The 13,746-nt window shown below is 41.3% G+C and carries 14 protein-coding genes and 1 riboswitch; of the genes, 1 reads left to right on the top strand and 13 read right to left on the bottom strand.

Translation table 11 applies throughout. From position 1 onward, the window contains the following. Positions 1-44: 44 nt before the first annotated feature. From IQ236_RS26040 to IQ236_RS26100, 13 genes are all read right to left on the bottom strand, one after another. On the bottom strand, positions 45-659 hold the full coding sequence (locus tag IQ236_RS26040; protein ID WP_190519787.1) for a cell division protein SepF: 615 nt from the start codon (positions 657-659) through the stop codon (positions 45-47). Positions 660-775: 116 nt separating this feature from the next. Continuing rightward, positions 776-1,447 carry a YggS family pyridoxal phosphate-dependent enzyme gene (locus IQ236_RS26045; RefSeq protein ID WP_193871969.1) on the bottom strand — a complete coding sequence of 224 codons (672 nt, stop codon included), beginning with the start codon at positions 1,445-1,447 and terminating at the stop codon, positions 776-778. A 73-nt stretch (positions 1,448-1,520) separates the two neighbouring features. Further along, positions 1,521-1,790 (bottom strand): transcriptional coactivator PipX, encoded by a 270-nt coding sequence (pipX, locus tag IQ236_RS26050; protein ID WP_072722072.1) that lies wholly within the window; start codon positions 1,788-1,790, stop codon positions 1,521-1,523. A gap of 385 nt (positions 1,791-2,175) precedes the next feature. Beyond that, positions 2,176-3,120, bottom strand: coding sequence for an energy-coupling factor transporter transmembrane component T family protein (locus IQ236_RS26055; protein WP_193871970.1), 945 nt, complete (start codon positions 3,118-3,120; stop codon positions 2,176-2,178). A gap of 179 nt (positions 3,121-3,299) precedes the next feature. Beyond that, on the bottom strand, positions 3,300-4,304 hold the full coding sequence (locus IQ236_RS26060; protein ID WP_193871971.1) for a sirohydrochlorin chelatase: 1,005 nt from the start codon (positions 4,302-4,304) through the stop codon (positions 3,300-3,302). A gap of 47 nt (positions 4,305-4,351) precedes the next feature. Further along, positions 4,352-4,442, bottom strand: a riboswitch (adenosylcobalamin-variant (AdoCbl-variant) riboswitch). A gap of 217 nt (positions 4,443-4,659) precedes the next feature. Continuing rightward, entirely contained in the window at positions 4,660-4,872 is a 213-nt protein-coding gene (locus IQ236_RS26065) for a hypothetical protein (protein WP_190519779.1), read from the bottom strand. 78 nt (positions 4,873-4,950) lie between these two features. Next, a complete protein-coding gene (locus tag IQ236_RS26070; protein ID WP_228041872.1) occupies positions 4,951-7,386 on the bottom strand; it encodes a transglycosylase domain-containing protein in 2,436 nt (811 codons plus the stop codon). A 154-nt stretch (positions 7,387-7,540) separates the two neighbouring features. After that, on the bottom strand, positions 7,541-8,563 hold the full coding sequence (gene chlG, locus IQ236_RS26075) for a chlorophyll synthase ChlG (protein ID WP_193871972.1): 1,023 nt from the start codon (positions 8,561-8,563) through the stop codon (positions 7,541-7,543). Between the two features lie 378 nt (positions 8,564-8,941). After that, positions 8,942-9,190, bottom strand: coding sequence for a gas vesicle protein GvpG (locus IQ236_RS26080; protein ID WP_193871973.1), 249 nt, complete (start codon positions 9,188-9,190; stop codon positions 8,942-8,944). 11 nt (positions 9,191-9,201) lie between these two features. Continuing rightward, positions 9,202-9,939, bottom strand: a complete 738-nt coding sequence (gene gvpF, locus IQ236_RS26085) for a gas vesicle protein GvpF (RefSeq protein ID WP_193871974.1) — start codon at positions 9,937-9,939, stop codon at positions 9,202-9,204. Between the two features lie 326 nt (positions 9,940-10,265). After that, positions 10,266-10,727, bottom strand: coding sequence for a gas vesicle protein K (locus tag IQ236_RS26090; RefSeq protein ID WP_190519774.1), 462 nt, complete (start codon positions 10,725-10,727; stop codon positions 10,266-10,268). 157 nt (positions 10,728-10,884) lie between these two features. Beyond that, complete coding sequence (locus IQ236_RS26095; protein ID WP_228041873.1) at positions 10,885-12,297, bottom strand: LCP family protein; 1,413 nt, start codon at positions 12,295-12,297, stop codon at positions 10,885-10,887. Between the two features lie 118 nt (positions 12,298-12,415). Then, the gene (locus tag IQ236_RS26100) at positions 12,416-12,790 is read right to left on the bottom strand and encodes a hypothetical protein (RefSeq protein WP_193871975.1); all 375 of its coding nucleotides are present in this window, start codon (positions 12,788-12,790) and stop codon (positions 12,416-12,418) included. A gap of 152 nt (positions 12,791-12,942) precedes the next feature. On the opposite strand from IQ236_RS26100, the gene rpe reads away from it, so the two are divergent. Further along, positions 12,943-13,644 carry a ribulose-phosphate 3-epimerase gene (gene rpe / locus IQ236_RS26105; RefSeq protein ID WP_072722047.1) on the top strand — a complete coding sequence of 234 codons (702 nt, stop codon included), beginning with the start codon at positions 12,943-12,945 and terminating at the stop codon, positions 13,642-13,644. Positions 13,645-13,746: the final 102 nt, after the last annotated feature.

The raw sequence follows: 13,746 nt of genomic DNA on the forward strand, positions 1-13,746 counted from the left end.
CCCCTTGTCCCCTTGTCCCCTAGTCCCCTTATCACCCTGCCCGTTTACTGAATAGCCTGGGCGCGTTCCGGTTGCCAAACGGGGGCCGATGGAGCCGCCATGCGGGGGTTACGTGCTTGAGGAATGCCTTCGTGGACGACGTTACCCCCTTGAGTTCTGACTTGAACACAACTGGGGGTAAACAGGAAAATGCTTTCGCCAATGCGTTCTTGATGACCATCAAGAGCAAAGGTACCCCCAGCCACAAAGTCAACGGCTCTTTGAGCTTGATCTGGGTCCATTAAGGTTAAATTTAAAACCACAGATTTGCGTTCTTTGAGGGCGCGAATAGCTGCGGGCATTTCTTCAAAAGTGCGGGGTTCCATCACCACCACTTCAGAAATACCATTCAGAGCGCCGGGCATTCCAATAACATTATTCATGGTTGATCCCATTCCAACTTCAGACATTACACCACTACCCATAGATCCAACAGATCGTTGTGAACGACGAGATGCACGAGGTTCCTCTGCCGCCATCGGTTGAGGGACAGGTTGTTCCTGTGGGGGGGGATAGTTACCGGGATAGCGATCCCCTTCCATCTCATCGTATTCGTAATCGTATTCTACAGAGTCATTGAACCCTACAAAATCTTTTAGTCTAGTAAAAAGTCTGTTCACGGTTTAGTCTCCAGTACGACTTTAGAATCTTAACTCAACTCCCATGAGGGGTAAATTGAGGGTTTGGCTATATTGATTTTTTGTAAGACTTGCCTATTTTACAGTAAGTTTTTGGTTTAATTCCTCCTCTGCCCAAAAATGATTCGTCCTAGTCGGATCATCGTAGCACCTTTTTGAATGGCTAGAGAATAGTCTTCTGACATTCCCATTGACAATTGTTGCATCTCAATATTAGTCCAATTCTGGTGTTGAATTGTTTCTGCTAACTCACGGGTGCGCTCAAAAACACCCAGGGTTTCTGACTCACTTAACCCTAAACAGGGAATGGTCATTAAGCCTTTAATTTTAAGATGCTGGCATTGGTTTAATTGGGGTAATTCTGCCAAGAGTTGGGGGATAGTCCAGCCAGACTTATTGGGATCGGGTAAAATCTTCACCTGAAGGCAGACTTGAGGTTGATACCCCAACTCTCCCGCCAACCGATCTAAACGCAAAGCTAACTTCAAACTATCGATAGATTGAATCCATTGAAACAGTTGTAATGCTTTTGTAGCTTTATTGGTTTGTAAATGACCAATTAAATGCCAAGTAATATCCTGAAGATCTTGTAATTGAGGATATTTTTCAGCCGCTTCCTGGACTCGATTTTCAGCAAAATCTCGAATTCCGGCTTCATAGGCTATCCGCATGGCTTCAACGGAAACCGTTTTTGTAACCGCAATTAATCGTACAGATTCAGGAATAGAAGCTCGAATTTTAATAATTTGTTCTGTGATCAAATCAATCATAATCGTTTTTTTATCAATTTACGGTTGTCTGTCAACGGTTAACCGTCAATCATTAACAGACACCGATCGGAAATTATTGAAACGTATTGTGATGGACATCTTGGAGTTTTTTATATTCCTCGGCTTGTCCAGTTCGGCGCAGCATTCTTAAGCGAATTTCGACGAGAAGTTTCGCATCAGAACGGCTAATGGGTTCAAATTTTAATCCCGTTGGCCCCTGCGTTACTAAGAAAAATAGGCGCTGGGCGTAAAGGGTTGTGAACAATTCTTGATGATCCTCAACCGGGCATATTTTAAACAATAACCCGAAGTTGGGATGGTTCATGTAAGTTTCAGTGGTCATTAAATCTAAAAAACAACCAATAAAGTTAATTGAGGAACAGCTTAACAGGAATTTGAATAATCCAAGCTATCAATTATACAAGCTCAGGGTTAATTTAGTATCTTCCGCAAGAAGCCCCACGTCTGACCCGTTCGGGCAGTGTGGGATGAATTGCGGTGGGCATTGTTGGGATTGTTAAAAAACTTGTGCTATCATACAGATAAAACAAGGCAAGTCAAGCGAAAACCAAGCTAAACTTCAAACATTTTTTTTGATCAGCCTTGTCTTTTACCTTCGGAACGAGGGAGTAGCCTATTGCCAGAATGTAAGACTCGCTGTTCTTCGGGATAGAAAGCTATTCTTTGGATAGGAAGCCTACACTTACTCGTAGAGAAATGTAGGTAGTTCACAGTTCTCCGCCCCAAATTAAACGCACACCCCAGAATAAGGCTAAACCGAACAAGGCGATGCTATCCCGGTATTTAAATCGCAGTTGATGCCATTCCACCCGATGCTGGTTGGGACTGGTGAACCCTCGGACTTGCATGGCGCTGGAAATTTGTTCGGCGCGTAATAATAAGTTTTGTAGAAGTCGTTCGGCAATGGTTAACCAAACCTGAATTGTTCGTTTTAGCCCTAGTTTTTTCCAATTAATAGCACGAGTTCGCACGGAACGGATTAAATTTTGAATTTCTTCTAAAACTAGCGGAAAAAATCGTAATGATAGGGTTAGGGTTAAGGCAATTTCTGTAACGGGTAACTTTAACCCTCGTAACGGCTCCATTAAACTTTCTAAAGCCATTGCAATTTCTTCAGAAGCAGTGGTCAGCAAATACAAATTTGTACTATAAACAAGGGTAAATAATAAGGTACTGGTTCTGATTCCTAAGTCTACAGAATAACGGGTGATTTCAAACGGCCCTTGAGCAAATAACACATACCGATAGGACGTTGGTTGAGGTAAAGTTAGGCTTGAGTTAGAAGCTTGATTCTTTTGTTGTTGCTCTGGTTTATTTGCCAATAAATCAAAGGTTAATTCCTGTTCAGGAAGTCGAGGTTGATGGTCTACGGCTAAACCATCGGGCATAATACAACTGACTAGAAAAAGTAACCCACAAAACATCAGTAACCACCCCATTTGTCGCTTCCACACTCGTAACGGAATTCGAGCCAATAAGGTGATTAAAATTAACAACCCGACTAATACTAATCGCCATAAAGGGTTAGCTAATAACGGAGCGACTAAAAAGCTCATCAACCACACTAACTTAACCCTGGCATCTAAACGATGTAACCAAGTAATCGGTTGTTCTAAATATAGTCCAATGGGAAGCGATCGCAGTAAATCCATAGAAGAGGATGGCAGGGAAAGTAGGGGGATCGGGGATAAAAGAGGGGCGGTTAATCCTATTAACAACACCCCCTAAGACTTGATTATAACTTCTATAAAGTTCTTGATCTGTTTCAGTATTGATGTAATTACATCTAAGATAGCAAATTCAATCCAAGTTTGGGTTTCTACAGAATCAATTAAGGTGTATTCCAAATACGTTGATGATAATCTTCTAATTTGGCATAGGGATCAACTGGGGGATGGTCATGATCATGATGATGATGGTGGTGATGATGATCATGACTGTGATCATGATGATGATGATTTCCTGAAATTGCAGCTAACCGGAATTTGCACATTTCACAGTTCATTTGAACTTCTCCGAGTTGGGTTTCTATTTCCCGTTCTCGTAAGAGGTGTAAAAGTTCCTGTTGAATGCCCATTTCGGGTAAACAAGTCATTTGAATTTCAGGATATTGTTCCTGTTGTTGGGCTGTTATATCAAAGATTTTTTTAACTAAAACCCCAGTAAATAAGAAGTAAGGTAAGACAATAATTCGTTTGGGTTGATAGAGTCGAGCACGACGAAATCCTTCTTCTAAACGGGGATGAGTAATGCCAATAAAACAGGTTTCAACGGTTAAATATCCGCTTCCTTCCCAAAGAATTCGAGCCAGTTTATAAACATCTCCATTCGCATCAGGATCACTTGCTCCTCGTCCGACAAATAATAATACAGTTTCGGAATTAGGAATGTTTAAAGGGTTTAATTCCGGCTGTTCTAATTGATGTAAACGCGATCGCAATAATTCTAAAATATTGGGACTAATGCCAAAATGTCGGCCATAATGAAAGGTTAATTGCGGATGTCGTTGTTTGGCTCGATCTAACTCATTGGTAATATCAAATTTATTGTGTCGCGCTGCAAATAATAATAAAGGTAAGGCGGATAATTCCGTATAACCTTGTTCAATACAGCGATCAATTCCTTCTTGAATGGTAGGCCCTGTTAATTCTAAAAAACAAGGAACCACCGGGCGAGAGTGATCTAATTGTTGATAGGCTTGAGCAAATTCTAAAAAGGTTTCCCGTCCATCTGTATCACGGGTTCCATGACCAATGAGTAATAACGGACGCTGTAGAGGTAAGGCTGGAAATGTCGAGTTTGAGGGTTTAATGGAAAGTTCTGTGTTATAAGTCATGTTAAGTTTAAATCTCCTTCCCCGTGTGAGGCAGGTATAGAGCCAAGTGATCGGTAGGCATTCTGGCTTGTTAGAAATAACCTAACTCACAGTTGCCGCACAGCCTCGGACTTTCACCGAAGTTTCCCTACCCGATTACCGTGAATGATTAAGTATTTATTCTATTTTACCCCAAAAAGCAAAAAGATGCGATAAAGGTTGATGGTTTTTTTGTGCAGGCGAAAAATGCGCTTCGCACGCTAATATTCCTGGCTATTAACCCTTGCCAGAAAACTCATTGCATCTTGATAACTGATAACTGATAACTGGTAGAGACGCGCCATGGCGCGTCTCTACACTGATAACTGATAACTGATTAATCAATCGTGATCGATTGAGGGCCGCCAGAATTTCCGTTATTATTTTTAGAATCAGAGGGGCTAGATACAGAAGTTCCTCCTTGTTTCTCTAGCCAAGTTTTAACGGGATCATCATTCAGGTTTAATTTTAATAAACCTGAGAAAAACCCCCCTAAAAATGCAATGGGTTCATGAGTTAATTCTTGTAAAATTGGTTTGAGTTCATCCATAATCGAACAGTCTCCTTAAACCCGGCGATCGCAATCAAACATAACTGAATTTTAGCGCGTTTAATCAAATTTAGCTGTTTAGTAATTGTTGGAACCTTCCGAATATCCTCCATCATAATAACCATCGGAAGAATAACCATCGGAAGAATAACCCTCAGAAGAATAGCCCCCAGAAGAGGAGTTATCATAATATCCATCAGAGGAATAGCCGTTGCTATCACTATAGGAACCACTTTCTGAATAACCACTATCGTAATTCTCTGAATTACTAGCATAACTCCCATCCCCACTTCCAGCTTGAGCCGGATCACCATCTTCAATAGCAACTTTAGTTCCCGTTTCTATGCTATTGGGTTCATGAGGTTTCGCTTTAATACTGCCTTTTCGTCCTTCTAATTCAGGCAGTTCTGGGAACTTTTCAACAGGCATTCCCTCAACAACTTTTCCCATAAATTCCCCCCAACTATAAGCCGCGCTACTACTAGCACCCCAGGTTGGATCATTATTATCATTTCCTAACCAAATTCCGGTTACAGCTTGAGGAATATAGCCAATAAACCATAAATCTCTCGCTTCTTCAGAGGTTCCCGTTTTACCTGCAACATCTCGGTTAGGTAAGGCTGCCGCGCTTCCAGTTCCCCCATTAACAACTCCTTCTAACATCCAAGTTGTAATCGCAGCACTATTTTTATCTAAAACTTGTTTAGGTTTAAATTTAGCTTGATAAATGATATTTCCCTGTTGATCTAAAACTCGCCGAATCCCATGAGCCGGAATATAATTGCCTTCATCAGCTAAAGTTCCATAAGCATTGGTTAATTCTAATAAATTGACTTCATAAGCACCTAAAGCCATGGCATAAGTCGGTTTTAAAGGAGATTTAATGCCCATATCTTTTGCCAATTTTATGGCAGGTTCAAACCCCACATCCACTAATACTTTAACCGCAATTACATTAATCGAACGGCTTAAGGCATCAGACATCGACATCCAGCCATAATGTTTATTGCCATAATTTCGAGGACGATAACCATCAACTTTATAAGGTTCATCCAAATAACTATCATAAGGGGAAAAACCCGCCCCAATTGCTGCGGCATAAACTAATCCTTTAAAGGTTGATCCCGGTTGTCGCTGCGCTTGAGTAACCCGATTAAATTCACTTTCTTTATATTGATATCCCCCCACCATTGCCTTAACTTCTCCGGTTTTGGGTTCAATAGAAACTAACGCAGCTTGACCAAAATTAGCTCCAGCACCATCAAGTTCTACCGCATCTTTAACGGTTTTTTCTGCGGCTTCTTGCCATTTTAAATCTAAACTGGTTTCAACCGTTAATCCCCCTGCTGCCATCGCGTCTTTTGATATATGTTGGGGGAGTTCTTTCAGAACATAACTCGAAAAATAAGGCGCTTTAACTAATAACCGTTTAGGTTGACTAGGTTTAAGATTCAGCGCTTCTTGCATCGCGGCTTGCGCTTCAGTGGCCGTGATCACCTTAGCATCCTGCATTCGTTGGAGAACAATATTGCGTCGTTTCGTCGCCGCCTCTGGATTTTCTAAGGGAGAATATTGACTCGGTGCGGGAGGTAAACCCGCTAACATTGCCATTTCCGACAACGTTAATTCATTCACGGATTTACTAAAATAAACATAAGCCGCGTCCGCCACCCCATAAGCACCTGAACCCAAATACACTAAATTGAGATAGCGTTCTAGGATATCTTCCTTACTCATTTGATCTTCAATTTTCCAAGACACCATTGCCTCTTTCAGTTTACGGGTGAGGCTATGTTCTTGATTCAAATATACAATTCTGGCTAACTGTTGGGTGATGGTACTTCCGCCTTCAACCACTCCCCCCGCTAAGACATTAGATCCAATGGCGCGAACAATTCCTTGATAGTCCACCCCATCATGGTCATAAAAACGAACATCTTCCGTAGAAATAAAAGCTTGTACCAGTTTTTCGGGAATTTGTTTGAGTCGCAGTTTTTCCCGTGTTGCTGGCCCGGTTTGCATTAAAATATCACTATTGGCGGCTTTAATGGTAATGGTGCCATCCCGGCTAAAGGATGCCATTGTATTTACCGAAACTGGGGGTAAGCTTTGATCAATTTGATACCATTGCCAAGCTCCATAACCCAACGCACCACCGCCAACACTAATGACGCCCACTCCAATCCAGACACTCGGACGACGATACCACAGTTTCCCTTCAGCGTTGGGGGATGTTAGCTTGTGACGCAGTTTCACCCATTCTGAATTTAACCGCTTCAAGGCGCGATGATGCCAAGCGACCTCCGGGGAATTAGACTCTGAAACCGATTCAGGGGTAGTTTCATCAATTTCAGGTTCTGTTGTCATCGGGGATGATATCAAAACGGGTTGGGTTGAAACGTTACTGGGGTTAGTCTCCCATTCGGTTTCGGATGGAGTTGAGTCCGTCTTAGGTCGGGATGGTAATTGAGATTCTTCCATTGGTTCGGACAAATCGGTGGTTTTGGTAATCATTCGACAGTGAATTTTAACAGTGCAGAAGGCAAGTTTTGCTTGCCTCTACAGTTGGCTGTCGAAGCCTGATCTCACTGAAAATCAAGGTTTTTTTCTTGATCCCAGTTTTCAGGAGGGTTGGGAAACTGCGGTTTTGCTGGAAGTGGGAAACTCCCTAAACCGCATGACCCAGCGCTAAACCCACAACTAACATTCCTAATACCAGGAACGGTTGGGCACTTGCTTGATATTTAACATCATTTTCTACAGGATTGCGTAGAAAATACATATCTTGGAAGGTAATTTGAGGAATGACCAGCAGCAAGAGAACGGTAGCATAGAGATTTTGCTTGATACTGACCAAATAAACGGCCATCCCCGCTTGGAAGATATCAATCATCAAAACACAAATCCAGGCGGCGGTTGTAATCCCAAACATCACTGGAAGGGATTGTAACCCCAATTGGCGATCGCCTTCGACACTCTTAAAGTCATTAACAATGGCAATTCCTAGCCCAGCTAAACTATAAAACAAAGTTAAAATCATAATCGTTGGGGTCAGTTCTCCAAATAAGGCATGACCCGCCCACCAAGGTAAGGCAATATAACTCGCTCCTAGGGCATAATTTCCTAACCAGCCATTTTTTTTCAGCTTCAGAGGGGGTGCGGAGTAAATATAGGACACAAAGGCTCCCCCAAGACATAAAACAGTAACGATGGGGAATTCATGTCCCGCCCAAGTATCTAACAGGTAGGAAATGCCTATTCCTAACCCTAATAGCAGTAAAATTTGGGTGACAACTTGGGGAATGGAAATCGCCCCAGAAGGGATGGGACGATAAGGTTCATTAATGGCATCGAGTTCGCGATCATAAAAATCATTGAGAGTCTGGGTATACCCGGTCATTAATGGCCCGGACATTAACATACAAGTCGCCACTTTTAACACATCTTCCAGTGACCAAGAAAAATGTCCTGATGAAGCAGCACCACAGACCACCCCCCAGATTAAGGGAATCCAGGTGATCGGTTTCATCAACTGTAGGCGAATTTTCCAAATGGAGGTTTCTCCCGGTGCTGCCCCTTTCATTCCTAAGAGTTGGCGGGTTTTAGCACTGCGATCAGAAGTCGCTATTTCATTGGCGTTGGCTTCTGGGGTTGGTTGTTCTGAAAGTTGAGACGATGGAGTGTCCGACATGATCGTTTGTGCGCTTGTGTGTTGAGTGTCTGCAATACAAAAACTAAGATTAACATGGAGTTGGCCGTTGACTCGTACAAGCAAGCGTTGTCAATAGGGAATTACGAATTACGAATTACGAATTACGAATTACGAATTACGAATTACGAATAGGGATTAGGGAACATGAATAATACTTTTGGCTGTTTTATGTCCGTTGTAAATGATTACAACCTACCCGATATCTTTGTAGGGGCAACCCTCAGTAGTTGCCCGTAGATTGGGGTAGGCATGGGGACACTACCCCTACATCGTTGACAAATCCTACACGGATTACTATAGAGTTTTGGGTACAGCGAAACACACAGAAAACAGAATTAAACCGTTTCGGGAAGGGGTTTAATCTTTTGAAACTGTGTTTTCATCTTCTAAGGCTTGAATTTGCAATAATAATTCTTCTTCTTGGACTTCAAACTCTTCCTCAGAAATATCTCCCATATCAAAAGCTAACTGAAGGGCTAATAATCGTTTACTTAAGTTTTCTTTATCGTCTAGTTCGGCTTCAGCCCGTTCTAGGAGTTGTTCGCCGATCCAGATTACCCCCCCAAAGGGTGCTGTTATTGGAGATAATAATAATCGTAAGACCATAACACCTCCGATTAAGGATTGAGTTGGGCAAAATTAAAGGGGGCTGTAAAATTATTATAGCGAATTCGTAAGCGGTTCTTAAAATAGTGATCAAGTTCTTCAATTTTATCACTAAATTTAGGTTCCGTATCCCAAGGAATTAAATAAGCGGCATTATAGATCATCGTATTAGTTAAGGTTTCATTCTCAACAATTTCTTCTGCTAAGGGGTTTAAGGTGTGTTGAAATTTCTCAATAATTCCCTGTTGGCGATCTTGCATCGCCTGTTCAATTTCTTGACCAATCTGAATGACTTCATCCATACTAAGCGGTTTACCTTCTAAGCGATCGCGCTTTTCTCTTAATCCTTGGTTTTCTATCATTAAACGATTTAATTCTTCTGGTTCTTCCCAAAAAATTTTAACTCCGACTTCCCGTTTTCCCTCTAATTTATGAAACAATTGTTTTAACCGTTCTTGATAGGGAAGAATTAACTGCGTTTCTACAGTTTCCCAATCTTGAATCACTAATCCAAATTGCAAAGGTAAAATGCTTCTATAACCCTGTTGCATCACCAGTTCTAAGACTTGTTCATGGCCTAATAAATTCCGGCGACTGGCTAAATACCGATCTTGCTGGGCTGCGGAATATAAAAAGCTAAACTCATTCACCGGATGGGTTTGAATCGGTTGTTGATCTAATCCCGATAACCCTAAAGGTCGTACTTGGTTTGTCGGTAAAATTCCATATAAATAGAAACCATTTTCCATAATTAAAAACCCTTATTAATTTAACTTGTAGCGTGGGTAAGCGCAACGCACGCACCAAAGTTTGTCAACGACCGCCGAAGACCCCTGATTACAGCTAAGATCAGATCCCCCATGATCCCCCTTGATAAGGGGGATCATGGACTTGAGATCAGATCCAAGGAATTCGGTTTTGAGTGCCTACTTTGAGCGCGATTGTTGACAACCCTGTAAACACACTATCTGTTATCCATTATAAACGTTAATGCTCATAAAACCTATAGGAAACACTGCAAATATTTTCCCTATTTTCTATTTTAAGTCAATAAGGTTTAAACCCCAAAAGATTTCTACAAAGGTTTAGAAGTTAAAACTAACCTTAATTTGGCATGAATCAAATTGAGTTGGGCTAACCCTAAATCTACGCTTCCCTCAACAACAATTCCCGTATTCATTAACCGATCTAATAATTCTAAAACTGAAGGGTTTTGTGAACTTTCCCCCGGATAATAAGTTCCTGATTTCGGTAATAATGTCCCAAATTCTGATAATTCAATATTCAAATCAGCCGGATCAATTTCAAAGATTTCACACAATTGTAACACCTGAATTTCTAATTGTCGCAAACTTTCCGCAGCCCGATCTAATTCTTCCTCACTCAGGGTATTACCTTCCATCCGTCGGATGATTTGTGCTTCCATTAATTGCCGAATTAATTCTACCAAAGTCAGCACTAAGGGTGCTAAACCCGCATCTTTTCGAGAGGATGTGGGGGTAATACTTGTTTCTATCGAAGGTTCAGAAGATGACATTTGGATTTATATGAACTGGACGAGGGACTTTTAATTTTCCTTTTAATCGATTGTAATATTATTTTAAGGTAGGTGTGGCATCCTTCCTCACCCTCTTTGCCCCTGGGTTGGAAGGGATACCCCCCTACAGGATTTGATCAGAAACCATTTAGACTGGCTATAATTGTTTTTTGGAAGGAGAAATAGATTCCCAATTAGGAACATTAGAAGGAGTGGGTTGATTGTATTTCTCTAGCCAATCTTTTCCGACTTGAATGGTAATATCCGATTCTAAATAGCCCGTACTTTCAACCACAACTTTACCAAACCCTAAAGATTTTTGTAACGCTTCAGCACTCTTAATATCGCCATCCTGAGCTACAATTTTAGTTTCTGCTAAAGGTTCTGTCCAAGGTTTAGAAATTTTAACATTCCAGAATCCGCCATCATTCAAATTTCCCACTAATCGATCAAGGGCATCAGAATTATCATTACTATCTTGAATGGCAATCCTTAAATCTTTCGGGTCAATATTATCAAATTGCCAAACATCTTGACCAAAATCGAAATGTTGTGCGACTAAATTTTCTAGGCGATTTGCATCCGGTAACCAATAACTGGCTCGATATTCTTTCGGGTCACTAAATTCACCGGGAACCATCAGCATTTCAACATTTTCTCGCTGAATTCCCGATGCAAAATTTACTAAAGCGACTAATTCTTCCAAGCTTAAATTTGTATCAATATGAGATTGAATAATAGATACAACTTGAGGCAATTTAGAAATGGTACTCACATCTAACGCCTGTTCCATGAATGCCCGAATTAACATTTGTTGACGTTGTACCCGACCAATATCTCCTAACGCATCATAACGAAATCGTAAAAACTGTAAAGCTTGCGCTCCATTCAGGTGTTGTTCCCCTTGTTTTAAATTAATATAGAGATGCTGACTATCATCTTGATATTTCATATCTTTGGGAACGTAAATGCTGACGCCTCCCATCGCATCAATCAGTTTTTCCACACCTTGAACATTAACTCGGACATAACGGTCAATTCCCACACCCCCTAATAATTCACTGGTAGCTTTTGCACTTAAAGCGGGGCCCCCATAATAATTAGCATCATTAATTTTAGTCATTCCCCGACCTTCTACATAGGTACGAGTATCACGGGGAATCGATAAGACTTTTAACTTTTTGTTAGCCGGATCAAAGCGAATTAATAGCATTGTATCCGATAACCCTTTAAAGGAATCAACTAAAGCATGATATCCGACATCGGGATGGGAATCATCTTCTAAATCGGAGGTTAAAACCTTGACCCCCATGACTAAAATATTCACCGGACGGGTGAGTTCAGGCAACTTCATGTTGGTGGTTGCCATTTGACTTTTAGAAAAAACCGCCGCTTCTTCAGGCGTTAGCTTTTGCTGTAATAGGGGAGTAGTCGATAAAGACACCGCTAATAAGGCTCCAGCAGTGGCTGAAATCATCGCGACTCCAGCTAAACCTAAACCTAGTCCTAACCAACGACCGGGACTAGATTGAGCTAATTTTCTCAGACTGGGTTTTGACAGTTTGGGCAATGGTTTTTGACTCTGATATCTTGGTGCTGACACGGACTTCCTCACACACTCAATAAATGATCTAAATTAGGAATAACAGACTTCTAGCAATAGAGAAAATGATTTTAGAACCAACCTATTATGGCAGATGTTTGCCTAATCCTTGTTCAGCAATTCGGCTCAGTCCAGGTAGCCAAATCGGTTGACGTTTCCACACTCGAATCATTAACCCTAAACTGACGATAAAATAACTCGTTGTCAAGAGGCTACTGGTTAATAACATCGGCAAGGTTAAGGATTCCGTACTTTGATAGCCAACTTCTAACAATAGCAGTCCTGCTAACCAACTGAACGCTAATACAATTACTAATCGACTCACCGCTTGTTGTTGTCGTGTTCCTTCCTGTCGATACAATGTCCATAATGCGGGGAAAAAACCCAAAATGGGAATTAAATACACAAACAACTGTAAACGTTCTTGCTCAGGATTCTCATAGAGGTCATGCGTTTTCATAGTGGAAAAAAAAGTAAGTAAGTAGAAAAAAATAAAATATTTCTGAGAGACTCAATACCCTAAAACCCGCTTAACAGGCAAGATGCCTGTTCCACATACCCCGATTCTGATACACTGGTTACAACTTGAGATGCAGGAGAACAGATTCCCCCATGACCACAACCCAAAAACCGATTGTTATTGCTCCTTCTATATTATCAGCCGATTTTAGTCGTCTAGGTGAAGAAATTCGAGCCGTGGATGAAGCGGGTGCAGATTGGATTCATGTTGATGTGATGGATGGCCGTTTCGTTCCTAATATTACTATTGGGCCATTAATTGTGGAAGCCATTCGTCCCGTGACCCAAAAACCTCTGGATGTTCACTTAATGATTGTGGAACCGGAAAAATATGTTGAAGGGTTTGCCAAGGCGGGTGCTGATATTATTTCGGTTCATGCTGAACACAACGCTTCTCCCCACTTACATCGAACTCTTGGCCAAATTCGGGAATTGGGTAAACAAGCGGGTGTGGTTTTGAATCCTTCTACTCCTTTAGAATTAATTGAATATGTGTTAGAGCTTTGTGACTTGGTGTTAATCATGAGCGTTAACCCCGGTTTTGGCGGTCAGAAGTTTATCCCTGGAATTCTGCCGAAAATTCGTCAATTGCGCCAAATGTGTGATGAACGGGGTTTAAATCCCTGGATTGAAGTTGATGGCGGTCTTAAAGGTGATAATACTTGGCAAGTGTTAGAAGCAGGTGCTAATGCGATTGTTGCAGGTTCTGCGGTTTTCAATGCACCGGATTATGCTACAGCTATTGAAGGAATTCGTAATAGCAAACGCCCAACTCCTGAGTTAGCAACGGTCTAATCCTGATTGATAAAATTAAATCTTTCTCAAGAATTAACCCTTCTGGACTAAATGATAAGGAGGGTTAATTTTTTTTGATTGACCTTCATCCCCTCATCCCCT

The organism is Planktothrix mougeotii LEGE 06226, from assembly GCF_015207485.1.
Classification (GTDB): Bacteria; Cyanobacteriota; Cyanobacteriia; order Cyanobacteriales; family Microcoleaceae; genus Planktothrix.

Excerpts from the sequence above, each read along its gene's own strand:
- IQ236_RS26065 (WP_190519779.1), bottom strand. The coding sequence starts at position 4,872 with ATGGATGAACTCAAACCAATTTTACAAGAATTAACTCATGAACCCATT.
- pipX (WP_072722072.1), bottom strand. The coding sequence starts at position 1,790 with ATGACCACTGAAACTTACATGAACCATCCCAACTTCGGGTTATTGTTT.
- IQ236_RS26080 (WP_193871973.1), bottom strand. The coding sequence starts at position 9,190 with ATGGTCTTACGATTATTATTATCTCCAATAACAGCACCCTTTGGGGGG.
- IQ236_RS26060 (WP_193871971.1), bottom strand. The coding sequence starts at position 4,304 with ATGACTTATAACACAGAACTTTCCATTAAACCCTCAAACTCGACATTT.
- chlG (WP_193871972.1), bottom strand. The coding sequence starts at position 8,563 with ATGTCGGACACTCCATCGTCTCAACTTTCAGAACAACCAACCCCAGAA.
- IQ236_RS26100 (WP_193871975.1), bottom strand. The coding sequence starts at position 12,790 with ATGAAAACGCATGACCTCTATGAGAATCCTGAGCAAGAACGTTTACAG.
- IQ236_RS26045 (WP_193871969.1), bottom strand. The coding sequence starts at position 1,447 with ATGATTGATTTGATCACAGAACAAATTATTAAAATTCGAGCTTCTATT.
- IQ236_RS26090 (WP_190519774.1), bottom strand. The coding sequence starts at position 10,727 with ATGTCATCTTCTGAACCTTCGATAGAAACAAGTATTACCCCCACATCC.
- rpe (WP_072722047.1), top strand. The coding sequence starts at position 12,943 with ATGACCACAACCCAAAAACCGATTGTTATTGCTCCTTCTATATTATCA.
- gvpF (WP_193871974.1), bottom strand. The coding sequence starts at position 9,939 with ATGGAAAATGGTTTCTATTTATATGGAATTTTACCGACAAACCAAGTA.
- IQ236_RS26055 (WP_193871970.1), bottom strand. The coding sequence starts at position 3,120 with ATGGATTTACTGCGATCGCTTCCCATTGGACTATATTTAGAACAACCG.
- IQ236_RS26070 (WP_228041872.1), bottom strand. The coding sequence starts at position 7,386 with ATGATTACCAAAACCACCGATTTGTCCGAACCAATGGAAGAATCTCAA.